Here is a 25,815-nt window from a genome sequence, read left to right on the forward strand (position 1 = left end):
CGGCGCTCAATGAAATCCCGTTGTTAGTTCGGCGGCGGTTCGTCAGGGCTGCCGCGGAAAGCACGATGGAGCGAGCGCTCGAAGGGGCCGCCAAACGCGAGGACGATGAGCGCTATCGCAAGGGCGATTGTCACCAGCCGCCATTGTCCGAGACCGCACACGATTCCAATACAGGCCGTGAACCACACGCAGGCTGCGCTGGTCAGGCCTCTTACCTTTGCCTGCTCGCTGTGAACGATAACCCCTGCGCCCAGAAAGCCGATGCCGGTGAGCAGCCCCTGGATGACGCGACTGGTTGCATCGGAGAGCCGGCCGGCTTCCAGGGCTTCCGGATTGGCAAGCAGGACGACCGTTGCGGTGGCGAGACCCACCAGACTCAGCGTGCGAAGGCCAATCGGCTTTCCATGCAGGTCGCGGTTAAGGCCGATGATCCCGGAGGCGACGGTCGCGACCCCGAGCCGCAGAATGATGTCCCACCAGTCAAGCAACGCAGTCGCCTTTCCAAACAAACACGTTACGCCTTCGGTACGCGGCCCATCATATAGAATTCGTCGTTGGGCCGCATGTCGGTCACGCTTGCCATGCGATTTGACAGTGCAAAGAACGCTGCAATCGCCGCAATGTCCCAGATATCGTCGTCGCTGAAACCGTGGCCGTGCAGCACCTCGAAATCATGCGCCGATGCCCTTTGCGATTCCAGGCAAACCTTGACCGCGAAATCCAGCATGGCGCGCTGCCGCGGCGTGATGTCGGCCTTGCGGTAGTTGTTGGCGATCTGGTCCGCGATCAGCGGATTCTTGGCGCGGATGCGCAGCACGGCGCCGTGCGAGACGACACAGTAATGGCACTGATTGGCGGCGCTGGTCGCAACCACGATCATTTCGCGCTCGGCCTTGCTCAGGCCGCCGTCCTTTTCCATCACCGCATCGTTGTAGGCGAAGAAGGCCCGGAATTCGTCCGGACGATAGGCCAGCGCGAGAAACACGTTCGGTACAAAGCCAGACTTCTCCTGCACGCCGAGAATGCGCGTTCGAATGTCGTCGGGCAACGAATTCAGGGCAGGAACGGGGAAGCGGCTGATGGGAGGCGTGCTCATGTCAGGGTCCGATGAGGAGGGGAGGAGACCGTCTGTACCAACCATAGTCGAGGACAGCCCCCGCGCAAAGCTGAGGCTGTGCACGGCTCTCCCGCAGAGGGCCGCGATCAGCGCAGGGGCTTCTTCAGCAGTGAGAAACGATCGGGATCGAGACCGAGCGAGGGTTGCAGCATCGGCGCTTCCGGCACGCGGGGAACGGGACGCTCCGCGATGCCCCGGTCGAATATCGGATCGTTCGGCGTTTCGCGATGGGATGTCGCGCCGCGCCAGCGCTCCAGCACAGAACCGACAAAGGTGATGTCGTGGCCACTGAGTGCCGAAGGCGTGGTCGCAATGGTCGCTTCGCTGCGCGGCAATTGATGCGCCGGAACCTCCTTGAAGCGCAGCCGGGTCGGGAGAGCTACGCCTTCGCCGAACGCCAGCACTTCGCGCGTTCCGAGCGAGGGCACGAACGACAGAAGGTTTGCGGCGGCATCGGAAACTGCGGAGCGCAACAGCATCTGGTCACGCTCGTTTGCAAGCCGCATCGCAAACAGCGTGTTGCACTGGGAGATGATTGTTGCGTCGAGTTCGGCGGGGCGCTGCGTGACCAGCGCGAGATAGACGCCGTATTTGCGGCCTTCTTTCGCAATACGTGACACGGCCTTGCGTGTCGGTCCGAAACCTACGCCGCGATCCGCGGATGCATAGCGATGTGCTTCTTCGCAAACGAACAGCATCGGTGACGCGCCATCGCTCCATAATCCGAAATCGAACGCCATCCGGCACAGCACGGACACGACAGAATCCACGACTTCTGCCGGGAAGCCCGCGAGCTGCATCACCGTCATCGGGCGGCCATTCGCAGGCATGCGGAACAGGAGGCTGATGACCTCCGCCATCGTGTCGCCGCCGACGTTGGCGTTCTCGAACATGAAGGCGTAACGCGGATCGTTCTTGACGGTTTCGATACGCGTAATCAGCTTGTGATAGACGATACGGGAGGAGCGGTTTTCCAGTTTGCCCATGCGCTCGTCGATCAGCGAAATCAGATCGACCAAACGATATGGTACCGGCGTATCGGCCGTGTAGCCGACGGTCTTGGCGTCGACGCGTTTCAGGCCAAGGCGATCCGTGTTTTGGTATTGCGTGTACGTCGTCTTTGCCACCGGAATAAGTTCGATGAGAACTTCGAGTTCTTCTGGAACGCTGGGGCGTCCGCCGAAGATGACGTCGACGAACTCCTCGAAATTGAACAGCCAGAATGGCAGCTTCAGATTTCGGGGATTGAGCACGAGCGCCTTGTCGCCGAAGCACCGGCCGTATTCGTTATGCACGTCGAGCAGGAGCACGCGCAGATTGGGCCTTACGCGCAAAATCTCGTTCAGCAGCAGCGAAACGCCGCTGGATTTGCCGACGCCGGTGGAGCCCAGCACCGCAAAATGCTTGCTCAGCATGTCCTCGACATCGACATAGGCGATGACGGACGGATCCTGTTGCAGCGTGCCGACGTTGATCTGCTCGGCTTTTGAAGGCGCGTAGACGGTTCGCAATTGCTGGTTGGTCAGCACGTCCACCAGATCGCCGATGGTCGGATAACTGGTGACACCGCGCTGGAAGCGGCCGGACGGGCCGGTGGCGATTTCCCCCAGCAGGTCGACCGAGGCGATCGCGATGTAATTGTCGGTCGCGGGCAGGTTTTCGCGGCTGACCTCGGTAATCATCGCGACGATGATGGTGGTCGCGGTCCGGATACCGAAAAACTGGCCAACGGTGGCGCGTACATTGGCGTCATTGATCTGGCTGGTCGCCATCAGGCCGACGCGCGCCTGCGAGCCGCGTACCGAAATGACGCGCCCGAGCGAGGCTGGCTGCGGTGAAGTCAACATAGAGAGATCTAGCCCGTCTGATGGTCTGAATTTCCCCGATCGTACAAAGGCTTGTTGCAGGAACTGTTAAACGGTCCTGGAGTTTGTCGCGCTCCCCAAAGTGGTCCCCGGCGCGGCGTTACAACCGGTGAAATCCGTCGGCGAGTTAAAGTCCCGTAGAACAAGGGGTATTTTCATCCTGACAAATCGGACCTGCTAGCCGCCTTCCGTTGACGTTAAGTCTTTGTTTACCTTGGATTAATGGATGGTTCGCGGAGATGCCCGCAAACTCGGGCAGCCTCATTTCGAGAGCGCGATCAGGGGATAGGGCAAGGCAGGGGTAGACCGCGGCGCAGCACCGCTTTATATCCAGCGCGCGATATCGATTTGCTGATTTGGACAACGATCCGCCGGCGCCGGACCGCGCGTAATGATCTGGTCCGCGATCGATTGGGGAATGGTGTAACGGTAGCACAACAGACTCTGACTCTGTTTGTCTAGGTTCGAATCCTAGTTCCCCAGCCAAACGTTCCGGGTTTCGGAGAATTTCTTTCTTTTGTGAGAGAAAGGCCCGCCAATAGAGGGCTTTTTAAACCCACTGTGTCTCTCCAGAGACCGGAATAGAAACCGTCACCTTCCCAAATTGGTCGGTATTCTCTGGCCAACCATTGAAGAATTCCCGTTTTCTAGAGTCTCGTTCCAGAGACAGAAGAATAAAACCACTGCGTGACGTCCATGCAGTGGTTCGGGCGTCGCCACTTAGCAACTGATCTGATCGATTGGTGTCGTTCCATCTCGTAGTGACTTACGTAGGTTTATCAACACCGGTTCGGAGCATGACCAAAATCTGCTTTGCGATCGATGCCGGTGTGTCGCGATCCTTCTTGTACCAGAACAATGACCAGGAGAGGGCCCCGATCAAGGTGAGGCGGAGATAACGCTTATCGACCTTGGGGCGCAGCGGGAGCTCCTCGATCAGACCCGTGAAGATCTTTTCATATTCATCGCGCAGGGAAATGACCCTAGCCTTGATGCTTTCCGGGTAGTGCCAGGGAGGCATTACGAACAAGACCTGGTTTGCACGCCGCCAGTCGAGCAACCCGGTAATATGCGCAATGCACGCTGTTTCCATCCGCTGCCATGGATCGGTTTTGAGCGCGATCGCATCGGTCACGCGGTTGAGCAGTTCGACCCCGCCTTTCTCCCAGACGGCCCAGAGCAACTCCTCCTTGGAGTCGAAGTGATAATACATCGATGCGGGCTGCATTTCGGCGGCGGCCGCAATGTCACGCATCGATGCTCCGTCGAATCCCTGCTTGTTAAAGAGCGCTTCGGCGACAGAAATTATTCGTTCCCGCGCCTGCTCACCCTTTGTCAGCTTCTGCTTTTCACCTGGCATCTTGTTGCCCGATTTGGCTTTTTTTGCCTTAGCCAGTGTCGTCGATGCCATGGAGGACCTCTTTTCGCAGCGCTTGATTTTCTAACGATCGTTCGGTAATAAATATTCTAACAGTCGTTAGATAATAACAGTTAACTCCAGATGAGGAAGCCATGGCCGTCCCCGCACGTCTAGATAAATTCGTCACAACCGAGAAGCAGCGGCACTTTCCCAAAGATTTCATGACCGGTTGGGAAGACTATGAGACCTGGGCAGACGCCACCGTTGGCCAATCCGGTCCCGCCCAGCGCACTTTCGTTATCACCGAGGAAGATATCCTCGACTACAACAAGGCATGCGGCGAAACCGATCCGCTGATGGTCGATCCCGACTATGCCCGCAAGAACTCGCCGACCGGCGAGCTGTTGCAGCACCCGATCTTTGTCACCACGATTGCCTTTTACAGTCTCGGTGAAAAGGGCATCGGCACCTGGATCCGGACCCCCGGCGCACGCAACCCCCAGCAGCGAATTGAGATCATCGAGCCGTTCAAGTACGGCGAGGTTATTACAACGACAGTGACCACTTCCCAGAAATTCGTTCAGCGCGGCAAGCCTTACCTGCAGATGCTGCTCGACTTCCACAATGAGAAGGGCGTGCTTAAGGCGCGCTGGTGGTGCTCGCTGATTCTTCCCGAAACGCAGGCGGATGTCGCCCGCTTCGCAAACGCCTGATCGAGGAGTTTTTCAATGTCCAATCCAACCTTCGGCGAGATCGACACCGGCTACGCGTTTCCGGGCGTCGCTCAGTCTTATGCTCAGTCCGCCATCGATCACTACGCGCTCGCATCGCTGGATATGAACCCTGTCCATACCAACGAGGAATGGGCGGCGCGCGCCCAGGTTTTCGGAATGCCGATCACCGTCGGGCACGGCATGATGACCATGTCCACCCTCGCATCGGTAGTGACGCGGGCATGGGGCGTGATCGGAAAGAACGGTGGCTCCATCCGCTACGTCGATGCCAAGTTCACCAAGCCGGTGAAGGTGGGTGAAACGGTCACCGCGACGGCCAAGGTCAAGCAGAAGCACTTCAATGGTCCCGGCAAGAACTGGGTTCAGGTGCTGGTCGAAGGCAAGGATTCCACCGGCGATCTGATTGGATTTGCCGAGGTCGGCTACAACCTTCCGGATTGATTCAAGAAAACACGGGGCCGGAATTTCCGGCCCCGCCCTGCGACGTGCTGCTTCATTGAATAAAATAATCAAACGTACGATCGTTCGAAGAATAAACGAGCGACAGGGAGAGCGCCATGCCGAGCCGTATCGGGGATGCGTTGCATTGGTTTGCGACGTACACGCCACGGAAGACAGCCATTATATCTAGTCTGGGGTCTCAGACATACGAACAACTGTGGTCGCGGGTGCGCCGTCTGGCGAACTCTCTCTCCGGGATTGGAATCAAGCCGGGTGATCGTGTTGCGCTGCTAATGCAAAACGGCAGCCGCTATCTTGAACTTTATCAGGCGGCGGCCCTGATGGGCGTGGCTGTTGTGCCGCTCAATTTCCGCTTTGTCGCAAGCGAGATCGAATATGTCGTCAACCACTCCGGTGCGAGTGCGCTTGTGTACGACGCTGCGTTTGGTGACACGGTCAGCTCGTTACGCAGCAAGCTCCCCTCGATTGGTGATCGCCACATCGTTTCCGACGGACCCGGCGGTGAGGGTGTCTATTCTTACGAAGGATTGATAGAAGCGGGCGCCGAGGTGGTCCCTGACGTTCCAGCCGATCTCGAGGCTTGCTATTTCCAGGGCTATACATCAGGGACGACCGGCTTCCCGAAGGGATGCGTCAATCCGCACCGCGCATTTGCGGATTGCCTGCGCCGGATGGCCACGATCTACGGCATCACGGCGAATGATCGCGAGTTTGTGGCCGCGCCGCTTTTCCATGAAGCGCCTGCACTGTTTTCACTGCTTCAGTTATTTTGCGGGGGAACGGTTATCGTCACCAGCGATACCACGCCGGCGAATGTGTTCAGCATGATAGATCGCTACAAGGCGACCTGGGCTTTCATGGTGCCGACCATGTGGGCTGCGATGATGACGAGTGACGAGATCAACGAGTTTGATCTCGGATCGCTACGCATTGTCATCAGTGGCGGGTCTCCGCTGCAGACTCATACCAAGGAGGCCATCCTCAAGCGCTTCCCTCATGCGGGCCTCAACGAATTTTATGGCGGCACGGAAGTCGGTCTGGTTACCAACCTTCCTCATCAAGATCAGTCCCGAAAGGTGAGGTCGGTCGGACGTCCGGTGATCGGCATGTTTGTCGAATTGAGGGACGAGAACGGAAAGGTCGTGCCGCAAGGCGAAGTCGGCGAAATTCATATCGGCGGGGCCACGCTGATCCGGGAATATTACAACAATCCGGAGGCGACCGCCAGCGCTCGCAGCGGCAGCTTCTTCACGCTGGGCGACATGGGCCGATTCGATGAAGAGGGGTATCTCTACATCGTGGATCGCAAGAAGGACATGATCATCAGCGGTGGCGAGAACATCTTCCCGAATGACATCGAGGATGTTCTGTACAAGCACCCGGCGGTGAACATGGTCGCCGTCGTCGGCGCGCCGGACCCGAAATGGGGAGAGATTGTCGTCGCGGCTGTCGTGCTCAAGCAGGGGCACTCCGCAACCGAGGCGGAGCTGATCGCGCACTGCAAGGAAGCTCTTTCGAATTTCAAGGTCCCCAGGAAGATTGATTTCCGCGATCAGCTTCCGATGTCGTCCTTCGGAAAAATCCTGAGGCGCGACGTGCGCCAGCCTTACTGGGACAAGCAGGAGGTTCAGGTCTGACCTGACCGTCTGACCAAACGATTTCGGACAAGGCCGGCATCGTGTCGAAAGAATCAGAAGAAACCAAAAACATCACAATGCGAGAGAGGAACGTCATATGAGGTCAGCCAACTATCTTCGCACTTACATGCTAGCCGTCGCCGCGGCCGCGATTGCGGTGGTCGCGCAGCCCGCTGGCGCTCAGCAAACTTATAAAATCGGAGCAATGCTCGATGTCACCGGCGGCGCATCCTTCCTCGGAAAGCCGGAACACAACGCCGTCATGCTTGCGGTGGAAGAAGCCAATCAGGCCGGCGGCATCCGCGGCAGCAAGGTCGAACTCGTTTTTGAAGACAGCAAGAGCACGGAGACCGATACGGTGCTTGCCGCGCGCAAGCTGATCAATCAGGCAAAGGTCCTCGCAATCGTCGGGCCAAGCCGGACCGGTGGCGCGATGGCAGCCGTTCCGATTGTCACCGAAGCGGAAGTTGCAATGTTGTGCCCGGTGTCCGGCGTCGGCGTGATCGAGCCGGTTGCCGAGCGCAAGTGGGTGTTCCGTCCGGGACAGGGTGGCGATCTCTCGGTGGCCAAGGTGCTCGATTACGCGCGCCGCGCAGGATGGAAGAAGCTGGGCATTCTCTATTCCGCCGATGCCTATGGCGAGGATGGGCGCGACAACATGCGCAAACTTGTCAAGAGCGCTGGCGTTTCTCTCGATCGCGAGGAATCGTTCCCAGCCAATTCGACCGATCTGAAGCCGCAGCTTGCCAAGCTGAAATCGGCTGGCGTCGATGCGATCTTCATGCATGGCCTCGGCGCGCCTTCGGCCATCGTCTACAAGAATGCGCGCGAACTTGAACTGGCTACTCCGATCATCTCCGGGCATGGCCAGGCCAACAGCGCATTCCGGAATGCCGTTGGTGACGCGGTGATAGGGCAGCCGATTGTCGGTGCGCCTGTTCTGGTGTGGAGCGAGTTGCCGGGCTCGCACCCGCAGAAGAAGGTTTCTGAATCCTTCGTCACTAAATACAAGGCAAAGTTCGGTATCGCGCCGGACATGTTTGCGGGCGTCGCGTATGACTCCGCCAATATGGTCCTGCAGGCGATCCGGGAAACCAGCGGCGAGCGCGCCCAGATTCGCGATTGGCTCGAGAACAAGGTGAATAATTATGTCGGCGTGACCGGGGTCTTCAACTTCACCTCTCAGGACCACGGTGGACTGAAGAGCGACGCGCTGGTGATGATGATCGCTGACAAGGACGGCTGGCGTCTTGCCGATTACGAGAAGTAAGCCATCATGGATTGGGGCGCGATTCCGCAGTTCCTCGCCGGAGGACTTGCCATCGGTGCGGTGTATGGACTGATCGGCGTCGGCTTCAGCCTGATCTACAGCACGAGCAAGGTCATCAATTTCGCACAGGGCGAGTTCGTCGTTTACGGCGGACTCGCGACTGTGTCGCTGACCTTGTTCGACATTCCCGCGTCTGTCGCCCTGCCACTATCGCTTGCCGCCAGCATCGTCATGGGCGGAGCGTTGCAGGGACTACTGTCGACCGCGCGAAAAGGCAGCAATGAACTGACTTACATCATGACCACGATCGGCGTCGCGATCGCGCTGCAAGGCCTCGCCCATCAGATATGGGGAACAGACTACAAGACGTATGCGCTGTATCCGCAAGGTGCGATCAAGGTGCTCGGCGCGAGCGTTAACTACGCAACGATCACCATTCTGGTCATGACCGCCCTGGTCTGCGTCGCGTTATGGGTCTTCCTGTTCCGCTCCATGATCGGGAAGGCCATGCGTGCATGCGCCAATGACAGCCGCGCGGCCCGGACGGTTGGCATCCGTCCGCGGCGCATGGTGTTGCTCGCCTATTTGGCCAGCGCCGCCATCGGCGGTCTCGCCGGAATGCTGATCACACCCTCGCAGATGATGTCTTACGACAACGGCGTCATTCTCGCTATCAAGGGCTTTACGGCCGCAATTGTCGGCGGATTGGCCAATCCGTTCGGTGCCGTGATCGGCGGGCTCGTGCTGGGTTTGCTGGAAGGGCTGGGCGTCGGCCTGATATCGTCGGACTTGCAGAATGCATACGCGTTCCTCACGCTTTTGGTGATCCTTCTCGTCCGGCCGCAGGGCCTGTTCGGCCGCGCCGAGTCGGGATCGGCCCGATGATGGTGCGATCTCTCATGCCGGCTGTATCGATGAGGCAGGGGCCCATGCTGGGCATTCTTGCTTTATTTGCGATTGTTCCGCTTGTTTCGCAGGATCCTTATGTCCTGGGCGTGTGGACTTTCCTGCTTCTCAATATCCTCGTCGTCGTGGGATTGGATCTTCTGCTCGGATACGCCGGACAGCTTTCCCTTGGCCATGGCATCTTTGTCGCGATCGGCGCCTATGCGTCCGGCCTGCTGACCACCAAGGCTGGGTTTTCTGGCTGGGCTGCGATGCCCGTCGGTATGCTTGCTGCAGCCCTGCTGGCAGCGATCGTGGCGGTCCCGACGCTTCGACTGCGCGGCTACTATCTGGCGATGGCGACGCTGGGTTTTCCGGTGATGTTCGACGCGGCTGTCCGTGTGACATCGCAATGGAGCGGAGGCTCTTCTGGAATCATCTCGATTCCGCGGCTCAAGATCGGTGGTTACATCCTGCGCGATCCCTTGGTGTATTACTATCTCGTTCTCGGTGTTGTCGCCGTCGTACTTCTGGTTGTGTGGAATCTCGCCAATTCGCGTCTTGGCCTGAAGCTGCGGGCGATCCATGCCGATGAAACGGCAGCTTCCGCGCGCGGGATCAACGTCACCTCGCTCAAGGTCATGGTGTTCGTCGCGAGTGCCACGATCGCAGCGCTGAGCGGAAGCCTGTACGTTCACAACGTTCAATTCGTGGCGCCCGATACGTTCGGCCTCAACTATTCCCTGACACTAGTCATTATGCTGGTCGTGGGCGGGATGGGACGCATCTGGGGCGGTATCCTCGGTGTCGTCCTGCTGGGCTGGATGCCCGAGCTATTGCGTGAAGCCGCGACATGGCAGCCAGTGATCTTTGGATCGATCTTGGCCATCATTATGCTGTTCGCACCCAGCGGACTGGCCGGATTTGTGCGCAGACGCTCGTTCTTCTTGCCCGAGGAAGCGCCGGCCGGGCCGCCATCGAAATCGAGCGACAAGCCGGTTCTGGCGGTCAGAGATATCGGCAAGGCATTTGGCGGTGTGCAAGCGGTCAAGGGATTGAGTTTTGACGTGCGCGCGGGTGAGATCAAATCGATCATCGGACCGAACGGGGCAGGGAAATCGACTGCGCTTGCGCTGATCTCGGGTGCAATCGCCGTGGACAGCGGCACGATCAAACTCGGCGGACAGCCTGTCGAGCAGACACCGGCCTATCATCGCGCGCGTCTCGGGCTTGGGCGCACATTCCAGCATGCCCGATTGATCCCGACGCTGACGGTCTACGAAAACATGGTGCTGGGGGCTTCGGTGCTCGGTACCCGCTACGAGGCCGAGGCAAGCACGATCTTGCACCATCTCGATCTTGTGCACGTCGCCCACGCCTTTCCCGGGGAAGCAAACCAGTACGAACGCAAGCTCATCGAGATCGGCACGGCGTTGGCCGCAAGTCCTGCTCTTCTATTGCTGGATGAACCCGGAGCCGGTCTGTCGTCTACGGAAATTGAAAAACTGGCTAAATTGTTGCGCGAGCAGAAAGAAAGGGGCTGTGCCATCGTTCTGGTCGATCACATCATGAGTCTCGTGATTCCGCTTTCTGACAGCATTCTGGTGTTGAACAGCGGTAGTCCGATCATGGATGGAGAGCCGGCAGAGGTGATCGCTGATGCCGAGGTCCGGCGCGCCTATCTTGGCGAGAGGAGCGATGTCCATGCTTGAGGTGCGGGGACTTCAGGTTCGCTACGGAACAATCCTTGCGGTGGAGCATCTCGATCTTCACGTCAATGCAGGCGAGATCGTTGTTCTCATCGGCGCGAACGGAGCGGGGAAATCCAGCGCGGTTAATGCGATCACCGGGCTTGTGCAGCAGGTAAAGGGTGAGATCAGCTTTGGCGGAGAGGATGTTTGCCGATTGGATGCGGCGGAGCGGGTCCGGCGCGGTCTCGCGCTGGTGATCGAAGGGCGTGGTATTTTTTCCGAGATGACTGTTCGCGAGAACATCGAGCTTGGTGCCTTTGCCAAACCTGAATTGCGTGGGTCATCGTTACAGTCAGCGATTGACCGCGTCGTCGCGATGTTCCCGCGGCTCGGTGATCGGTTTTGTCAGATCGCCGGAACCTTAAGCGGCGGCGAACAGCAGATGCTGGCGATCGGGCGGGCATTGATGAGTTCACCCCGTCTGCTCGTTTTGGACGAGCCGTCCCTCGGACTGGCGCCGCGCATTGTCGATGAGATCGCGGAGCGTTTGGTTCAGTTGGCGCAGAAATCCGGTGTGACGGTATTGATCGCCGAACAGAACGCGGCGCTGGGGCTTAATATCTCTGACCGGGCTTATGTGCTGCAGCGCGGGCGGGTGGTACTTGAAGGATCGGCATCCGAACTGCGAGCTAATACTGATCTGATGCGGGTATATCTTGAGGGCTAACTAAGCACCGGTTAGTCGCAAGGACTGATATGGAGCAACCCCCCAATATAACAGCATCTTAGAAGAGACCGGTTAGATCGGAAGTGCGTGAGTTCGATCCCGCTCGCTCCATCGACGCGAAGCTGAATGGAACCGGCGCGCGGGGTCCGGTCCGCAGTCGCAACAGCAACAAGCTGTTATAGCGACGCAATTCTATTGAGGATTTCTCGATCGCCCATGGGGAAAGACAATGTACACGGCCATGCCGGCGCGCCAGCGCCGTGACCCACCAAGCGATATATTGAGCTTCGCGTCGGCATAAGTATTGTTTGGCACGTACTTCACGTTTGCCCCGTTTGTCTTGGCGTCATCCGACTTTCCTCGATTGAGGGATTCTGGTGGGCCGTGCACGTCATACATAACTGATAAAATTCCCGACCGCTGTTGCAATCTTGCGACAGCAGTTCCTTACGATGTTGCTTGCCGTACATTATTAGATTCATGCTGATTATTAGATTGGAGACGAGACGTTGGGACCCGAACGCCATTTCCTGTCGGCCGACTCGCAGTGTCGGATTGGCGTTGATGCGTCGCTAAGTCATGCCGAAACACGCGCATTGCAAAAGTGCAAACCGAAAAATTGACCTGATGATGCAACCGGCACCTTCATTGCATCGGTCTCGGCGGCACGGAAGAACGCATCGTCGGCGTTCATGATCCGGGCAGGCTGACGTGATGCGTGATCAGCCGACGCCGCTCGATGCGCTTCAAGGTCTTTAGCGACATTCGGTATGTTCGAACGCCGTGTTCCATGAGCATGAAGATCAGCAAGGTTGGAAAATCGTGAGCGGCGTGAACCAGTCGCGTCCAAGTTTTACTAGTCCCTTGCCTTGATCGGCGACGGCATAGGCTGCGCCAGCGCGGCGCTCAGCGGTACGGAGATTGAGAAATATCCCGCCGTGCCTTCCATCCGGTTGACCGCACTGAACTCGCGATAGACCTTGATCCGGGTTGCAAGGGGAATCTTGCCGATCTCGAACGTGTATCCGACCGAGCCGCCAAGTGCGACAACCCGACCTTCAAACGCGCCAAGCGTGGCACCAGTTCCGCTGTCGGCGGTCATCTGCTGATAGTAGTAGCCGACAAGGCCGATGGTGAATTCCTTGGTAAGATATTTGGTCGCAGCCCATTCGAGATGAAACTCGTTTCCGCTTTGGTAATCGGTCGCCCGATTGCGCTGGTTGAAGGTGAAGCCAGCGGCAGCGGAGAGGTCTAGTCCGATCGCCGGATCAAGCCATGTCAGCGTGCCGAACACATCGACCGCGGGGCGATTGAGGGAGGCGTTGGACAGTTGCCCCAGGACGTAGCTGCCCGACGGAACAACGCCGCTGACGCCAAGTTGCCAGTGAAAATTTCCGGCGTGCCACCCCAGAAACGAGCCCAGCTGATAATCACTCAGATTGGTCTTTTCATCGGTGACGTTAAGACCGACCGGTCCAAAGCGCGGAGAGTTCACCAGCAAACCGGCATTGACGCGCGGGGCGCCGAAGGTCGGAATTGTTGCCGAGAATGCGAGGTCGCCACCAAGAATCTTCGCAGGCGTTACCCAGAGTGTCGTCGGAAGATTGAACCAACTCTGAGCGCTCACATTTGCAACAAGCAGGCCGCCGGTTGGAAGTGCGCGGCCACCGCCGATCTTGCCCGAATAAAAATACGTATCATCCTCGAAATAAACACCCGGCGGCGGGGTGACGCCGGCGCCGGGGCCGCGAGCGCCAAGAAGATAAACACTGGCGCCGCCTTCAGCAGCTCTTGCATGTTCTGTTGCAACAAGACCGCAGATCAACGCGACGCAGATACCAAGTAATGCGTGTAATTTGCATCGCATTGCCAAATCCCACCACGACCGGATTGCATACTGAGGCAGTCTATGCAGAAGCGGGAAACCCGCACAACGGATTTATGCAGCCGGTTTGCTGATCTGTCTCCGGTGGTGCCATCGCGAAACATTGAGGCAAGATATTGCGACGGCGAGAATCTCGACATTTGTAAAAAGACAGCAACGCTTCCCTAATGCGGCACATTTACAGATAAGACGTCCTCTACTAGCATTACACTTCTTACCCCCAACTATTATGATCGTCCGTGGTGCAAACGAACGGACGGGTTTGCTTCGCTGCATTCGAGGAGCGTTAACAGAGAGAGCTGCCATCGCCGCCAACAAGCGGCACCGGAAGGGGAAGGTCTCGGCCATGCAATCAGTGTTGGTTATGTTTCGCCGCCGCCCGGAAACATCGCGGAGCCTTCGCCGCATTGCATGTGTATCCACTCTGACTACAGGCGCGCTGACTTTTCCGGGCTCTTCGGCGCATGCAATTCCCGCAGCCACTTCTTCTTCCCAGCCTGATGCGAATCGAGGCGATCTTGTCGAGAAGATGGTTGTTGTTCGGAGAAGCCGCGCAGCGGTCGGGCCGCGCGGCGGCGCCGCCTATCGCAGCCGTACTGTAGTCCGCCCGGGCTGGAATGGCGCCGGGACACGTTGGGCTCGCCCGGTTCGACCCGTTCGGCCTTGGGTGCGTCCGGCCCGATATTGGTGGCCAGTCGGAGGAGCAATTGTTGCGGGTGCAGCTGTCGGTTACGTCACGGCAGCGCCGGCGGCGGCGTGGGCCGGCGCGCCACCCGCGCCGGGCTATTGCTGGTATTATACCGATCCAAGCCGAACCAATGGTTTCTGGGACGTCTGTCCGTAGCGGCAAAGGCAAGCGATGTCAGTCGTATCGGTTGAACATCAGTCGCCCGGCCTGTCGAACGATGAGCAAACGGCGGATATGGTCTGGATTCCGGGCGGGACTTTCCGCATGGGATCCGACCATCATTATCCGGAAGAAGCGCCAAGCCATCGTGTCACTGTCGATGGCTTCTGGATGGATAAGACGCCTGTTACCAACCGGCAGTTCAAGCAGTTCGTGAAGGCCACAGGGCATGTGACCCTCGCAGAAATTCCACCCGATCCAAAAGATTATCCCGGCGCGCTGCCGCATATGCTGTACGCGGGTTCGCTGGTGTTTTCGCCCCCACGCGCGCCAGTGGATTTGCGTGACTGGAGCCGGTGGTGGAGTTTTATGAAGGGCGCCGACTGGCGTCATCCGTACGGTCCAAAGACCAATATCAACGTGCACGACAATCATCCTGTCGTGCACGTTTCATATTCGGATGCGCTGGCTTACGCAAAATGGGCCGGCAAGGATTTGCCCACCGAAGCGGAGTGGGAGTTCGCCGCGCGCGGTGGCCTTGATGGCGCCGAGTTCGCCTGGGGTGAGGAATTCACTCCCGGCGGAGTGCACATGGCCAATACTTGGCAGGGTGAATTCCCGCTGCAGAATCTCAACCAGGATGGCTATGAGCGCACCTCACCAGTAAGGGCATTCCCGGCAAACGGATACGGAATCCACGACATGATCGGCAATGTCTGGGAGTGGACCTCCGACTGGTGGTCCGCCGGGCATGAGGCCGACGCGCCGAAAGCGTGCTGCATCCCGGAAAATCCACGCGGCGGTCCGGAAAGCGCGAGCTATGATTCCTGCCAGCCGAGCATCCGCATTCCGCGAAAGGTGCTAAAGGGCGGTTCGCACCTCTGCGCCCCGAACTATTGCCGCCGCTACCGGCCCGCGGCTCGTCATGCCGAACCAATCGATACATCGACCAGCCATGTGGGCTTCAGATGTGTTGTTCGAGCGCCTGTCCTTCAACCTTCACCATCACCTTCTAAAACATAGGAGTGTCGAATGAGCGTTGATCTCGAGAACACGACCGCGACCGACAACAATAAAGCGATAGATCGACGGAATCTGCTTCTCGGCACGTCTTCGCTGATTGCCGCGGCCGCGATGACATCCGGCGCCGTCGCTCAGGCGCAGAAAGCCGCGCCCTCGACGTCCGCGACGCCAACCTCCTCCGGCAAAAAGCCAAACATTCTGGTGATCTTCGGCGACGACATCGGCCAGACCAACCTGAGCTGCTATTCCTTCGGCGTGATGGGCTACAAGACGCCGAACATCGACCGTATCGCCAAGGAAGGCATGATGTTCACCGACTATTATGCGGAGAATTCATGCACGGCTGGTCGTTCTGCCTTCATCACGGGACAGGCCTGCAAGCGCACCGGACTTTCCAAGGTCGGAGCACCCGGTGCGACGGTCGGCTTGCAGAACCGAGACATCACGATAGCTCAGGCGCTGAAGCCCCTTGGCTATGCGACAGGCCAATTCGGCAAGAATCATCTCGGCGATCGTGACGAGTATCTGCCGACCAATCACGGCTTCGATGAATTCTTTGGCAATCTCTACCATCTGAATGCAGAGGAAGAGCCTGAACATCCCACCTTTCCAAAGCCGGGCAGCGATCCGCTCTTCAAGCAGAAGCCGCGCGGCGTTCTCAAGAGTTCGGCTGACGGCAAGGTCCAGGATACCGGACCTCTGACGAAAAAGCGGATGGAGACGATTGACGACGAGACGTCAGATGCCGCGGTGGATTTCATGCAGCGACAGGCGCGTGCGGATCGCCCCTTCTTCTGCTGGTTCAACGCGACTCGCATGCACCTGTTCACGCACATCCGGCCGTCGATGCTGGGCCAAAGCGGTATGCCGGGCAATGAGTATGCCGACGGCATGATCGAGCACGATGGCCACGTGGGAAAGCTCCTCAAGACGCTCGACGATCTCGCCATTGCCACCAACACCATCGTGATCTACACGACCGACAACGGCCCCAACCGATGGTCGTGGCCGGATGCTGCGACGTCGCCGTTCCGCAACGAGAAGGACTCGAACTTCGAGGGCGCTTTCCGGGTGCCGGCGATGATCCGCTGGCCCGGTCAGATCAAGGCCGGAGAGATCTCGACCGAGATGTTTTCGGGGCTCGACTGGTTCCCGACGCTGCTGGCGGCTGCGGGCGACACCGATATCAAGGAACGGCTGCTCAAGGGCGCTCCTGTCGGCGGCAAAACGTTCAAGGTCCATCTCGATGGCTACAATCAATTGCCGCATCTAACCGGCCAGCAGCCAAAGAGCGCGCGTACCGAATTCGCCTACTTCAACGACGACGGCGTCCTGGTCGCATATCGGCTCAACGACTGGAAGGCCGTGTTCGTCGAAATGAAATATCCGGGCGGTTTTCAGGTCTGGCAGGAACCGTTCACGGTGCTGCGCATTCCGAAGCTTTTCAACCTTCGGATGGACCCGTTCGAGCGTGCCGACATCGTTTCCGACCAATACTTCGATTGGGTGGTCAGGAACGACTTCCTGTTGGCTCAGATCACCTCCCACGCAGCCGTCTTCCTCCAGACGTTCATAGAGTATCCGCCGAGCCAGGAGCAGGCGACCTTCTCGATCGACCAGGTCGCGCGCGACGTCGAGGCAAAAATCAAGGCGAACGCCGCCAAGGCTGGCGCCAAGTAGTTGCATCATAGGCGAGACGCCGGTGTCTTCCGGCGTCTCGCGACCAGCGAGACTTCAATGCCCGAGAGTGGTTCGGCCGAGGTGAGGAATCCGTCGGTGCCGCAAGGAGGCGTGGCGTCGATGGCCGGCATCTACGAATATGTCGGCATCGACTGGACGACCGGACAGACCAAGGCCCGCTGGGTATTTCCCGACGATAGCCGGAAATGGAACGCCTGCGGCGGCATAACTTCGATCCTCGAACACGGCGACATGATCGTGGGCGGCGCCTTCGCGATCAAGCGCCTTAATATCGGCGACGGCCAATGAGCGGCCACGACCTCTTCGCCTGGATCGTCCTGCTCATCCTAGTCACCAGCGCGATCGGAGTGTTCGGATATCGTGAGCGAGAAGTGAGGAGCAGACAATGAAATTCACAGGAACAATGATCGTACCGGCCGTGCTGGCTGCCCTGACATTGGCAGCGAATGCTCAATCGGCACCATCAAAAATGCCTCCCGAGCGGGTGCGCGAGGAGCGCGCTTACGCTGCCGGCGTCCAGACGGCGATCTGGGGCCGTCCATTTGTCGACAACGTCCACACGCTCTTCGCCGGCCTCAAGGTTGGCGCCGTGGGTCTCAACTACTATCGCAAGTTCCCTAATCTGAAGACGGCCGCGGACAAGTTCGTTAACACGCCGAACAACGTTTCGATCGACGGCTATGGCTGCGCCGACCTTTCCATCGAGCCCGTCGTCGTCAGCGTTCCGACGATCAAGGAAAACCGCTGGTACATCGTGCAGATCGGCGACTACTACGATCAGGTCGTCTACAACATCGGGGGCAGCAAGGGCGCCGAACCCGGGCTCTTTCTTCTTACGGGACCGGATTATCACGGACCTGTTCCCGCCGGCATGAAGGAGATCAAGGTACGCACGAAACTTGCCGTGATCGCCAACCGTGTCTTCGTGAGCGGCGACGCCGATCTCCCTGCGGCGCGTGAGGTCCAGAAAGGCTTCCAGGCGTTGCCTCTCTCGGTCTTTCAGAAGAACGGGCTGCGGTTCGAAATTCCCAAGCAGTACGAATATGCGCGTTTCGAATTCAAGCCCACGGCTCCCGAGGCTCTCCGCCTGTTCGACACGATCGGATTCGGCATGAAGACGTTTCTCTCGCGCAGCGACGATTTCGGAGACGCTGACGTCGCTGCAGCCCACCCCATTGGCCTCAGCGTGGCGAACGGCTTCGACTGGGAGAGCCTCGACGAACCGACCAGACGCGGACTTGCCAGGGCGGCCGTGACCGCGGAGGCCATCATCGAGGACACCTACGTCAATGCTGCCGAGACTGTCGCAGGGTGGCGCTACACGATGGGCGGCGGCCGTGCCGGTTCCGACTACGCCCTGCGCGCCGCAATGTCCGCGAATCTCACCGGCGCCAACGTGCCCGAGGAAATCCTCTACCCGAACACGCGGGTTGACGATCAGGGCTCACCGCTCACCGGCGTCAACAAGTATGTCCTGCGTTTTTCCAAGGATCAGATACCGCCGGTCTCCGTGTTCTGGAATCTCAACATGTACGACGAGAAGGAGTTCTTCATCGAGAACGATTTCAAGCGCTACAGCATCGGTAGCACCACCGATGGGCTGAAGACTGCGCCGGACGGGTCGATCACGATCTATATCCAGAAGGATAATCCCGGTCCCGACAAGCAATCCAACTGGCTGCCGGCCCCCGCGGGAAGCTTCAATCTGACCATGCGTCTCTATGGGGCGCAGACCCCGATCCTGGATGGCAGCTACAGGCTGCCGGGCGTAAGAAAGCAACCATGAGCGGCTACGACATCTTCGCCTGGATCGTGCTGATAATCCTGGTCGCCAGCGCCATCGGTGTATTCTGCATCGCCGGCTGGCTGCCGGGGCACATTGCAAAGACCCGTAACCATCCGTACGCGCAAGCCGTGACGGTCGCGGGATGGATTACGCTGATCTGTGGCTTTGCGCTTTGGCCTGTCGCCTTCATTTGGGCTTACGTCGACATCCCTTCGCGGAAGACGGGAGAGGCGTGATGGGTGCAGCAATCATCAACACCTACCTGGTGCTGCTCTTCCTGTTGGTGCACTTCAAGATCGTGCGCTTCAACCTGTTCTGGAAGCTTTCTCCATTCGTCGTGTTGCTGTTGGTCTTGTTCGGCCTTCTGATTCCGATGGGATGGGGTGCGCCAGAAGGCACGGCCTTGGTCGTCCGGAACGCGGTGGCGATCGTTCCCGACGTCGCTGGAGAGGTAACGGAAGTGCCGGTGACGGCGAACGCGCCTCTCAAAGCAGGCGACGTTCTCTTTCGGATCGATCCTGTTCCTTATGAAGCGCAAGTGAGGGCGATCCAGGCGCAGCTTACATTGCAGGAGCAGCGGCTGTCCCAGATGGGTGAGTTGCTCGCGCGGGATTCCGGTCGCGCCTTCGATGTTCAGCAGCGACAGGCGGAAGTCGATCAACTGAAAGCGCAGCTCGATGGCGCGAAGTGGAATCTCGACAAGACGACCGTGCGGGCGCCAGGCGATGGCTATGTCACCAACCTCGCGCTCCGCAAGGGAGCCCGCGTCGCCAACCTGCCGCTCGCGCCGGTCATGGCTTTTATCGACACGTCAGACACGATCGTTGGCGTGGAGATCGCACAGAACGACGCGCGTTATATAAGGCCGGGACAGGCCGTCGAACTGACTTTCAAATTTATACCCGGGAAAATCTACACGGGAAAAGTGGAAAGCGTTCTACAGGCGATCGCAACCGGACAAGCGCAAACATCCGGCACGGCGGCGATGCCGAAAGCGATTCAGGCAGTGCCATTCGTTGTCAGGGTCATTCTGGATGACGCTAAATTCTCTCGTACACTGCCCGCAGGTAGCACGGGGACAGCTTCGATCTTTACAGACAGACTGAAGGCCACCCATGTTGTTCGCCGCGTGTTGCTGCGGCAGACCGCAATCTTGAACTACGTCAACCCGTTTTAGCCGGGGCCGTGACTCGGAAAGTCTGGAAGGAGGTCCGTCGTGCGGTTGCCGACCGATGCGTGCTTTCACGTCGGGTGCAGACCGTCGATTATCCCGCTGTTCGTCGGAACCGTTCTGTTCGTTGGCTTGGCACTTGTATACCTGAGCTTTAGCCGAGTTGCGGCTATCACGCGCGCCGCGGCAAGTTCATTTCTGCGTACGGTGGCACAGCTTTCCGCCGATCGTATTGACCCCCAGCTTAAGACAGCACGCGATAGCATCGATATTCTACAAGGCGTGACCTCGGTGCGATCTGCTGCGATTCGGGATAATCCAAGACGGCACATTCTGATCGCGTCGTTGCTGCGCGCCGATTTTCGAACTGGATATCACCGGTCACCATCTCGTAGCGATCGACGCGCCGCTGGGATTTCCCCTCTGTATGGGCGATCTCCATCATCTCCAAACCGCCATCGCCCAGTTTGTGGGCCGCGAAGAACGTGCCGTCCGGCCAGCCGAAGGCGACCCATGAGATCGTCGATTGCGATTGCAACTGGGAAAGAAACACGAATTCACGTTTGTCCGCTTCGCGAGTGTCCAGCACGTTCTGCAGAAACAGAGTGCGGATTGCGGTGTGTGCGGATTGGGCTTCCGTCGCGATCGACGTCAGTTCCTTGCTGACCGCGGATACGATCTGTTCGTTGATCGTTCTGGCGAGAGTCTGACTGGTTTGCTCTGCTGTTCGCCACCAGAGAATATGCACGTTGGTAGCGCTGGCGATAATTGAGGTGAGGACCAGTGCTGAAACGGCGAAGCGGATTCCGATGCGCATGTTTCTGATCCAGCTAGGGCGCGGATGGTAGCTTGAGGCGAGCGGTCAGCAAGCCGGCGATGATCAGAGATAACGCGATACCGGCCACGCAAACATTCCATCCGAAGCGGTCGAACAACTGGCCGAGAACGGCGCTGCCGACGAGCCCGCCGAAGAAATAGCAAGCGAGGTAGAAGCCGCTGGCGAAGCCGCGATTGCCCAGCGCCGCGCGCCCGACAAAGCCTGTTGCCGCGGCTTGAGCGAAGAATGTTCCAACGCCGACCATCACCATACCGCCAAGCACTGCAAAGAGATGCGGCGAGAGCAGCAGCGGCAGGCCTGCGCAAGCGAGCGTAAGCGCGCCCCATAGCGCCCGACGGGTGCCGAATCTCTGTACGGCTGCACCGGCCATCAATGTCGTGATGATGGAGGGGAGGAAGACGAAATAGACAAAGCCAAGTTGCATGCGGCCGAGCGACAGCGGCGCGCGAACGAGCACGAAGTTGACGTAGGTGAAAGTGCCGATAAAAGCGAACAAGACACAGAAGCCGATTCCAAACGCGGCGCGGAGCGCCGGTTCACGCAGATGATCTGTCAAGGCGCACCAGGGCGATCGGATCGGACCCGTGTCGGGCTGCATCGGCTGGGCGCGGTGGATCGTGTAATAGACAACCACGGCTCCAGTGAGGTTCAGCAGCGCAAAGAAATAGAAGTTGGAGGCGAGGCCCAGATTGTCGGCGACGGCCGCGGAAATTAGCCGCCCGATCAGGTTGCTTGCGACATTGCCTGTGATGTAAGCGGCGAAAGCGCCGCCGGAATCCATCGCGCTGCACTGTTCACCCAGATATGCCAGCGTCAATGTGAACGCTGAGGCCATGCAAAGGCCCTGTGCAACGCGCAGCAGCGTAAAAACCGGAAGGTTTGGAGCAACGGCGAGTAGCGCCGTCGGAATCGAAAGCAAGCCGAGGCTTACGAGTATTCCGATGCGCCGGTCGATCTTCTGGCTGAAGAGGCCGACCGTCAGCCCGGCGATCGCCATGCCCATGGTGCTCGCGTTCACGGCGAAGCCCATCGCGGCGGGGGTGACGTTGTAGTGCCTTGTCAGAGTCGGAAGAATGGCCTGGGTAGCGAACAGATCAACGACCGTCAAAAACGCTGTCAACCCGATGACGAACGAGCGTAGCAGGACACCCGGTGAATGGCTGGCTGGTGTCATGCCTTGCATCGAGCGCGTGCTGGGCATCTGGTGCATGATGCGTTCCTCGGATGATCGTAAGTGGGATGTGACGCCCCGGCGCTTGGGTTGGGGCAGGGCAGCGGGGCGTCACATCGTGCGACAAAGCGTGGGGCGCGCTCGTCACATATGGTGGTCGTCCGGATCGCGGCGGACATCGCCGACGAAGAGCACGACCGTTTTGTCGCCAAGGTTCTTCCACCAATGCGATGTTCCACTCTTTTCAGGGCGGATTTCGCCAGCTTTATGGACGATCGGGACCACACAATTGCTGGCGTATTCGATGATTTCGCCTTCCGCGACATAGATCAGTGCCGGACGGTCGCCGTGGCTGTGCCACGGCACGATGCCATCGGGTTGAATCACGAGCTTGCGAAAACGCAGCTCGCGACCCTTGATGTTGGCCGGCTCTTTTTCGAGATCGATCGAGCCAAGTGTCGTGTCGGTCACGCCGACGGCTTTGAAGTCGACCTTCTCTCGCACGTCGGGTTTGAATTTGTCCGCGGGGCAATCCCCGGCTGAAGCGGCCGAAGCTGCTGTCAGGACAATACCGGCAGTCGCGAGGCCCCGCCAAAGCGAGGGGGTTTCAATCTTGATGTTGAACATGTGCATCTCCTGTAAAAGCCCGGCCCTTGAAGCAGCCGCAGCAACAGGCGCTACCATCGACTTGCCGGATCGAATGTGGAAATGCCGGGTTGCTTCCAAGTCGATAGCGGCCCGCTATGCTGTATCGAGGGCGCGGTGCCATCAAAAAAATTTACACCGCAAAAATGCCTTTAGAAGCAGCTGCTGGTAGCTGTCAGAGTTTCACTTGCTTTGGATTGTCGATGTGATCGACTGGACGACCGCCGTCGCCATCTTGAACTGCGCATCGCGATCCTTGATGCCGTGGCGCTTGGCGATCCAGTGGAAGTCGGTCCACACAGCCCAGACGTCGCCATTTGCATCTTGGGTCAGCAGCAAGCGGACCGGCCAGTCGAGGCCGGCATTAGGATTGGAAGTGATGAACTGCGTACCAAGCGGCGGATTGCCGAAAATCAGAAGCGTCGACGGCCGCAGCTTGATCTTGGCATCGGCAGCCAGTTTCGACTGGTCGATCTCCATGAAGAACTTGATGCCCTTGCCCGCTATATCTTTCTTAATGCGCGCAACAGCCACCGTGATGGACACCGCGCTTTTGACCTTGACGATTCCGTCGTCGCCTTCGGCCTTGGCGAAGGATGCCATCTGCAACACAAGCAGCGCCGCGAGGATGAGGGCTGCGCGGAATTTGAAGGTGATTACAGTCATTGGGAGTCTCCTGACCCGCGTGTGTAAAAGCTGGCGTCAGGGTGCCGCTGGATGCGCGGGATCAAAAATGCTGACTTGCTTCTGTCTCCATAGCCGCGCGCTATTGCGAGCAGTTGTTTGAAGTCCAGCGAGTTTGCCCGGCCATACCCGGGCGCTATCGAGACGATCGGGCAACAGCATTTCAAAAAAGGGAAAGCTTGTCCTCCAATAAGGCACGCTCGATCAATGGGCGCTTTATTCGGACAAGGAAATCCACGATGACTCAGAAATCCACGATGATTACCTCGCTGGCCATTGCGGGTGCGCTCACGTCGGCTCTCGCGATGGTTTCCGCGACGGCGCAGGCCCAGCAACCCACCAAGGAAAAGTGCTTTGGCGTTGCGTTGAAGGGGCAGAACGACTGCGCTGCGGGCGCCGGGACGACGTGCGCGGCCACGTCCAAGATCGACTATCAGGGCAACTCCTGGAAGCTCGTCGACAAGGGCACCTGCGTCAAGACGACCACGCCGTTCGGGATGGGATCGCTCAGCCCGATCAAGCGGCCTGTCTGATTGCTGTGACGATATGGCGGGTCAGCTGAGGCTGACCCGCCTTCATCCTTACGCCGGAGAGGAGGACGAGGAGATGACGGAGATCCGCATGCAATGCCCGCCGCCGATGCTGGTCAACGGCGTCAGCGCGGGAACTGGCCTGAAGCATGAGCATGCCGAAGACATCTTCAGCGGGACCCGGCGCGTCGACTTTTTCGAAATCCACGCAGAGAACTATATGGGCGCCGGGGGCCCGCCACATCACCTGCTTCGCCGTATCTGCCGGGACTTTCCCTTGTCCATTCATGGCGTCGGTCTGTCCATCGGTGGCGCAGGTCCGCTTGACCGCGACCATCTCCAGCGGTTGAGAAAGCTGATCGAGCTGTATGAACCATCAATGTTCTCCGAGCATCTCGCATGGTCGACTCACGACGGCGTCTTCATGAATGACCTTCTCCCGCTGCCATACAACGCGGAAACGCTTGCACGCGTCGCAGATCACATCGACGAAATCCAGCAGACGTTGGGCCGGGGTATGCTGCTGGAGAATCCTTCGAGCTACATCCGATTTGAATCGAGCGATATGGACGAGGTCGAGTTCTTGCGCATGCTTGCCCGCCGAACCGGTTGCGGCCTGCTGCTCGACGTCAACAACGTCTATGTTTCGGCCATCAACCATGGCTTCGACGCAGCCGACTATATTGACAGTTTCGCCGTAGAATATGTCGGTGAAATCCATCTGGGTGGATTCGCGGAGGACAGGGATGCCGACGGTAATCGGCTCCTGATCGACGCGCATGGTTCGGAGACCTCCGAAGCCGTGTGGGCGCTATACCGCCGTGTGCTGTCGCGGGCGGGCCCTGTCCCGACGCTGATCGAATGGGATAACGACGTTCCATCGTTCTCCGTTGTCGCGGGCGAGGTCGAGCGTGCGAAAATGGCGCTCGCCGCGGAGGTTCAGCGCCGCAATCGAATGATCGCAGCATAAGGTGGAGACGGCCGATGCAGAAATGGGCTGGACAGGCGCGAATGCAGGCATCCTTTGCCGCTTCGATCTTTAATTTGTCCGCGGCTGTGCCTGCATTCGTCCGGGCTTCCACCCGCCGACGTGCTGAAAGCGGGTTTGCTATTTATCGCAACAATGTTTCAGCGGGCCTGATGAATTTCATTGCATCGCGTTTCCCTATAGTCCGTGCCGTTGTCGGGGATGAGTCGTTTTTCGATCGGGGGCGGCAATTCGTTCTTGCGTATCCGCCTCGCTCGCCGGTTCTTCTGAGCTACGGCGGAGCGTTCCCTGGGTTCATTAGAGATCTGGGGGCGGCGGCCTACTTCAAATATGTCGCCGATATTGCGGAGCTCGAATTGGCGCGAGCGCGCGCCTATCATGCCGCAGATGTTCTTCCGATCACGCCAGACGCTTTCGCCGCTGTGCCGTTTGAGCGGTTCGGCGAGTTGCGGGTGAGGCTTCATCCCTCGGCCTCGCTTGTTTCTTCGCGTTTCCCGATCGTCTCGGTTTGGCACTCCAGTGAAATGGGTGCGCAAGAGACCGCCAGAAGCTGGGGGAGGGAGAGCGCATTGATCGCACGGCCGGAGCTGGAGGTTGAGGTGTGGAAGTTGCCCCCCGGCGGTTTTGCTTTCCTGATGTCACTCGCCAAAGGCCTGACCATGGCGGAGGCAATTGCCGAGGGATTGCGGGAGTCCAATGACTTCGATCTCCCTGCGAACCTGTCGATGCTGATCGGCGCTCGCATCGTGGTGGAGTTCATCTAAAAAAAATCCGGCCACGTTAGCGGTCGGACAGGTT

General features: G+C 58.8%; 25 protein-coding genes, 1 tRNA gene and 1 pseudogene. 17 read left to right on the forward strand and 10 right to left on the reverse strand.

The window, feature by feature from the left end; all coding sequences use genetic code 11:
* Positions 1-23: 23 nt before the first annotated feature.
* From HMPREF9695_RS06615 to HMPREF9695_RS06625, 3 genes are all read right to left on the reverse strand, one after another.
* The gene (locus tag HMPREF9695_RS06615) at positions 24-488 is read right to left on the reverse strand and encodes an MgtC/SapB family protein (protein ID WP_041711949.1); all 465 of its coding nucleotides are present in this window, start codon (positions 486-488) and stop codon (positions 24-26) included.
* Between the two features lie 26 nt (positions 489-514).
* Complete coding sequence (locus tag HMPREF9695_RS06620) at positions 515-1,096, reverse strand: peroxidase-related enzyme (RefSeq protein WP_006020050.1); 582 nt, start codon at positions 1,094-1,096, stop codon at positions 515-517.
* Positions 1,097-1,203: 107 nt separating this feature from the next.
* Positions 1,204-2,964: an ATP-binding protein gene (locus tag HMPREF9695_RS06625; protein WP_006020051.1), complete on the reverse strand. Its 1,761-nt coding sequence runs from the start codon at positions 2,962-2,964 to the stop codon at positions 1,204-1,206.
* A 430-nt stretch (positions 2,965-3,394) separates the two neighbouring features.
* On the opposite strand from HMPREF9695_RS06625, the gene HMPREF9695_RS06630 reads away from it, so the two are divergent.
* Positions 3,395-3,468, forward strand: a tRNA-Gln gene (locus tag HMPREF9695_RS06630).
* A 280-nt stretch (positions 3,469-3,748) separates the two neighbouring features.
* On the opposite strand, the gene HMPREF9695_RS06635 is transcribed toward HMPREF9695_RS06630, so the two are convergent.
* Positions 3,749-4,393 carry a TetR/AcrR family transcriptional regulator gene (locus HMPREF9695_RS06635; protein WP_006020052.1) on the reverse strand — a complete coding sequence of 215 codons (645 nt, stop codon included), beginning with the start codon at positions 4,391-4,393 and terminating at the stop codon, positions 3,749-3,751.
* Between the two features lie 101 nt (positions 4,394-4,494).
* Between HMPREF9695_RS06635 and HMPREF9695_RS06640 the strand changes: the two genes are divergently transcribed.
* From HMPREF9695_RS06640 to HMPREF9695_RS06670, 7 genes are all read left to right on the forward strand, one after another.
* The gene (locus HMPREF9695_RS06640) at positions 4,495-5,055 is read left to right on the forward strand and encodes a MaoC family dehydratase (RefSeq protein WP_006020053.1); all 561 of its coding nucleotides are present in this window, start codon (positions 4,495-4,497) and stop codon (positions 5,053-5,055) included.
* 15 nt (positions 5,056-5,070) lie between these two features.
* Entirely contained in the window at positions 5,071-5,517 is a 447-nt protein-coding gene (locus tag HMPREF9695_RS25225; RefSeq protein WP_006020054.1) for a MaoC family dehydratase, read from the forward strand.
* Positions 5,518-5,633: 116 nt separating this feature from the next.
* A complete protein-coding gene (locus tag HMPREF9695_RS06650; protein ID WP_006020055.1) occupies positions 5,634-7,175 on the forward strand; it encodes a class I adenylate-forming enzyme family protein in 1,542 nt (513 codons plus the stop codon).
* A gap of 97 nt (positions 7,176-7,272) precedes the next feature.
* Positions 7,273-8,445, forward strand: a complete 1,173-nt coding sequence (locus tag HMPREF9695_RS06655; RefSeq protein ID WP_006020056.1) for an ABC transporter substrate-binding protein — start codon at positions 7,273-7,275, stop codon at positions 8,443-8,445.
* Positions 8,446-8,451: 6 nt separating this feature from the next.
* Positions 8,452-9,330 (forward strand): branched-chain amino acid ABC transporter permease, encoded by an 879-nt coding sequence (locus HMPREF9695_RS06660; protein WP_006020057.1) that lies wholly within the window; start codon positions 8,452-8,454, stop codon positions 9,328-9,330.
* Between the two features lie 44 nt (positions 9,331-9,374).
* Positions 9,375-11,042, forward strand: a complete 1,668-nt coding sequence (locus tag HMPREF9695_RS06665; RefSeq protein WP_006020058.1) for a branched-chain amino acid ABC transporter ATP-binding protein/permease — start codon at positions 9,375-9,377, stop codon at positions 11,040-11,042.
* On the forward strand, positions 11,035-11,748 hold the full coding sequence (locus tag HMPREF9695_RS06670; protein WP_006020059.1) for an ABC transporter ATP-binding protein: 714 nt from the start codon (positions 11,035-11,037) through the stop codon (positions 11,746-11,748). The genes HMPREF9695_RS06665 and HMPREF9695_RS06670 overlap by 8 nt, the downstream gene beginning before the upstream one ends.
* 577 nt (positions 11,749-12,325) lie before the next feature.
* On the opposite strand, the gene HMPREF9695_RS26295 is transcribed toward HMPREF9695_RS06670, so the two are convergent.
* The gene (locus HMPREF9695_RS26295) at positions 12,326-12,598 is read right to left on the reverse strand and encodes a hypothetical protein (RefSeq protein WP_157223911.1); all 273 of its coding nucleotides are present in this window, start codon (positions 12,596-12,598) and stop codon (positions 12,326-12,328) included.
* A gap of 6 nt (positions 12,599-12,604) precedes the next feature.
* Positions 12,605-13,615 (reverse strand): SphA family protein, encoded by a 1,011-nt coding sequence (locus HMPREF9695_RS06675; RefSeq protein ID WP_006020060.1) that lies wholly within the window; start codon positions 13,613-13,615, stop codon positions 12,605-12,607.
* 877 nt (positions 13,616-14,492) lie between these two features.
* Between HMPREF9695_RS06675 and HMPREF9695_RS06680 the strand changes: the two genes are divergently transcribed.
* The 6 genes from HMPREF9695_RS06680 to HMPREF9695_RS06705 all read left to right on the forward strand — a co-directional run bounded on the left by HMPREF9695_RS06680 (position 14,493) and on the right by HMPREF9695_RS06705 (position 20,167).
* Positions 14,493-15,503, forward strand: coding sequence for a formylglycine-generating enzyme family protein (locus tag HMPREF9695_RS06680; protein WP_006020061.1), 1,011 nt, complete (start codon positions 14,493-14,495; stop codon positions 15,501-15,503).
* A gap of 9 nt (positions 15,504-15,512) precedes the next feature.
* Complete coding sequence (locus tag HMPREF9695_RS06685) at positions 15,513-17,183, forward strand: arylsulfatase (RefSeq protein WP_006020062.1); 1,671 nt, start codon at positions 15,513-15,515, stop codon at positions 17,181-17,183.
* A gap of 57 nt (positions 17,184-17,240) precedes the next feature.
* On the forward strand, positions 17,241-17,492 hold the full coding sequence (locus tag HMPREF9695_RS06690; RefSeq protein WP_006020063.1) for a hypothetical protein: 252 nt from the start codon (positions 17,241-17,243) through the stop codon (positions 17,490-17,492).
* A gap of 97 nt (positions 17,493-17,589) precedes the next feature.
* The gene (locus HMPREF9695_RS06695) at positions 17,590-18,990 is read left to right on the forward strand and encodes a DUF1254 domain-containing protein (protein WP_006020065.1); all 1,401 of its coding nucleotides are present in this window, start codon (positions 17,590-17,592) and stop codon (positions 18,988-18,990) included.
* Positions 18,987-19,226, forward strand: a complete 240-nt coding sequence (locus tag HMPREF9695_RS06700) for a DUF3302 domain-containing protein (RefSeq protein ID WP_006020066.1) — start codon at positions 18,987-18,989, stop codon at positions 19,224-19,226. Before HMPREF9695_RS06695 ends, HMPREF9695_RS06700 begins: the two co-directional genes overlap by 4 nt.
* Entirely contained in the window at positions 19,226-20,167 is a 942-nt protein-coding gene (locus HMPREF9695_RS06705; RefSeq protein ID WP_006020067.1) for an HlyD family secretion protein, read from the forward strand. The genes HMPREF9695_RS06700 and HMPREF9695_RS06705 overlap by 1 nt, the downstream gene beginning before the upstream one ends.
* Before the next feature lie 334 nt (positions 20,168-20,501).
* Here the strand turns inward: HMPREF9695_RS06705 and HMPREF9695_RS06710 are convergent.
* From HMPREF9695_RS06710 to HMPREF9695_RS06725, 4 genes and pseudogenes are all read right to left on the reverse strand, one after another.
* Positions 20,502-20,978, reverse strand: a pseudogene (locus tag HMPREF9695_RS06710) (adenylate/guanylate cyclase domain-containing protein); the annotation flags it as partial.
* Between the two features lie 13 nt (positions 20,979-20,991).
* On the reverse strand, positions 20,992-22,209 hold the full coding sequence (locus HMPREF9695_RS06715) for an MFS transporter (protein ID WP_006020069.1): 1,218 nt from the start codon (positions 22,207-22,209) through the stop codon (positions 20,992-20,994).
* Positions 22,210-22,314: 105 nt separating this feature from the next.
* The gene (locus tag HMPREF9695_RS06720) at positions 22,315-22,797 is read right to left on the reverse strand and encodes a cupin domain-containing protein (RefSeq protein WP_006020070.1); all 483 of its coding nucleotides are present in this window, start codon (positions 22,795-22,797) and stop codon (positions 22,315-22,317) included.
* Positions 22,798-22,998: 201 nt separating this feature from the next.
* Positions 22,999-23,481: a DUF302 domain-containing protein gene (locus tag HMPREF9695_RS06725; RefSeq protein ID WP_006020071.1), complete on the reverse strand. Its 483-nt coding sequence runs from the start codon at positions 23,479-23,481 to the stop codon at positions 22,999-23,001.
* Between the two features lie 257 nt (positions 23,482-23,738).
* Between HMPREF9695_RS06725 and HMPREF9695_RS06730 the strand changes: the two genes are divergently transcribed.
* The 3 genes from HMPREF9695_RS06730 to HMPREF9695_RS06740 all read left to right on the forward strand — a co-directional run bounded on the left by HMPREF9695_RS06730 (position 23,739) and on the right by HMPREF9695_RS06740 (position 25,781).
* The gene (locus tag HMPREF9695_RS06730; protein WP_006020072.1) at positions 23,739-24,032 is read left to right on the forward strand and encodes a BufA1 family periplasmic bufferin-type metallophore; all 294 of its coding nucleotides are present in this window, start codon (positions 23,739-23,741) and stop codon (positions 24,030-24,032) included.
* A 73-nt stretch (positions 24,033-24,105) separates the two neighbouring features.
* Positions 24,106-24,999 (forward strand): MNIO family bufferin maturase, encoded by an 894-nt coding sequence (gene bufB / locus HMPREF9695_RS06735; RefSeq protein WP_006020073.1) that lies wholly within the window; start codon positions 24,106-24,108, stop codon positions 24,997-24,999.
* A 14-nt stretch (positions 25,000-25,013) separates the two neighbouring features.
* Positions 25,014-25,781, forward strand: a complete 768-nt coding sequence (locus HMPREF9695_RS06740; RefSeq protein ID WP_006020074.1) for an HvfC/BufC family peptide modification chaperone — start codon at positions 25,014-25,016, stop codon at positions 25,779-25,781.
* Positions 25,782-25,815 lie beyond the last annotated feature (34 nt).

The sequence above is a fragment of the Afipia broomeae ATCC 49717 genome (genome assembly GCF_000314675.2).
In the GTDB taxonomy this organism is placed as follows: Bacteria; Pseudomonadota; Alphaproteobacteria; order Rhizobiales; family Xanthobacteraceae; genus Afipia; species Afipia broomeae.

Excerpts from the sequence above, each read along its gene's own strand:
- HMPREF9695_RS06725 (WP_006020071.1), bottom strand. The coding sequence starts at position 23,481 with ATGACTGTAATCACCTTCAAATTCCGCGCAGCCCTCATCCTCGCGGCG.
- HMPREF9695_RS06715 (WP_006020069.1), bottom strand. The coding sequence starts at position 22,209 with ATGCACCAGATGCCCAGCACGCGCTCGATGCAAGGCATGACACCAGCC.
- HMPREF9695_RS06655 (WP_006020056.1), top strand. The coding sequence starts at position 7,273 with ATGAGGTCAGCCAACTATCTTCGCACTTACATGCTAGCCGTCGCCGCG.
- HMPREF9695_RS06740 (WP_006020074.1), top strand. The coding sequence starts at position 25,014 with ATGCAGAAATGGGCTGGACAGGCGCGAATGCAGGCATCCTTTGCCGCT.
- HMPREF9695_RS06660 (WP_006020057.1), top strand. The coding sequence starts at position 8,452 with ATGGATTGGGGCGCGATTCCGCAGTTCCTCGCCGGAGGACTTGCCATC.
- HMPREF9695_RS06685 (WP_006020062.1), top strand. The coding sequence starts at position 15,513 with ATGAGCGTTGATCTCGAGAACACGACCGCGACCGACAACAATAAAGCG.
- HMPREF9695_RS06620 (WP_006020050.1), bottom strand. The coding sequence starts at position 1,096 with ATGAGCACGCCTCCCATCAGCCGCTTCCCCGTTCCTGCCCTGAATTCG.
- HMPREF9695_RS06650 (WP_006020055.1), top strand. The coding sequence starts at position 5,634 with ATGCCGAGCCGTATCGGGGATGCGTTGCATTGGTTTGCGACGTACACG.
- HMPREF9695_RS06700 (WP_006020066.1), top strand. The coding sequence starts at position 18,987 with ATGAGCGGCTACGACATCTTCGCCTGGATCGTGCTGATAATCCTGGTC.
- HMPREF9695_RS06680 (WP_006020061.1), top strand. The coding sequence starts at position 14,493 with ATGTCAGTCGTATCGGTTGAACATCAGTCGCCCGGCCTGTCGAACGAT.
- HMPREF9695_RS06675 (WP_006020060.1), bottom strand. The coding sequence starts at position 13,615 with ATGCGATGCAAATTACACGCATTACTTGGTATCTGCGTCGCGTTGATC.
- HMPREF9695_RS06670 (WP_006020059.1), top strand. The coding sequence starts at position 11,035 with ATGCTTGAGGTGCGGGGACTTCAGGTTCGCTACGGAACAATCCTTGCG.
- HMPREF9695_RS06625 (WP_006020051.1), bottom strand. The coding sequence starts at position 2,964 with ATGTTGACTTCACCGCAGCCAGCCTCGCTCGGGCGCGTCATTTCGGTA.
- bufB (WP_006020073.1), top strand. The coding sequence starts at position 24,106 with ATGACGGAGATCCGCATGCAATGCCCGCCGCCGATGCTGGTCAACGGC.
- HMPREF9695_RS06720 (WP_006020070.1), bottom strand. The coding sequence starts at position 22,797 with ATGTTCAACATCAAGATTGAAACCCCCTCGCTTTGGCGGGGCCTCGCG.
- HMPREF9695_RS06690 (WP_006020063.1), top strand. The coding sequence starts at position 17,241 with ATGCCCGAGAGTGGTTCGGCCGAGGTGAGGAATCCGTCGGTGCCGCAA.
- HMPREF9695_RS06640 (WP_006020053.1), top strand. The coding sequence starts at position 4,495 with ATGGCCGTCCCCGCACGTCTAGATAAATTCGTCACAACCGAGAAGCAG.
- HMPREF9695_RS06705 (WP_006020067.1), top strand. The coding sequence starts at position 19,226 with ATGGGTGCAGCAATCATCAACACCTACCTGGTGCTGCTCTTCCTGTTG.
- HMPREF9695_RS06665 (WP_006020058.1), top strand. The coding sequence starts at position 9,375 with ATGCTGGGCATTCTTGCTTTATTTGCGATTGTTCCGCTTGTTTCGCAG.
- HMPREF9695_RS25225 (WP_006020054.1), top strand. The coding sequence starts at position 5,071 with ATGTCCAATCCAACCTTCGGCGAGATCGACACCGGCTACGCGTTTCCG.
- HMPREF9695_RS06635 (WP_006020052.1), bottom strand. The coding sequence starts at position 4,393 with ATGGCATCGACGACACTGGCTAAGGCAAAAAAAGCCAAATCGGGCAAC.
- HMPREF9695_RS06730 (WP_006020072.1), top strand. The coding sequence starts at position 23,739 with ATGACTCAGAAATCCACGATGATTACCTCGCTGGCCATTGCGGGTGCG.
- HMPREF9695_RS06695 (WP_006020065.1), top strand. The coding sequence starts at position 17,590 with ATGAAATTCACAGGAACAATGATCGTACCGGCCGTGCTGGCTGCCCTG.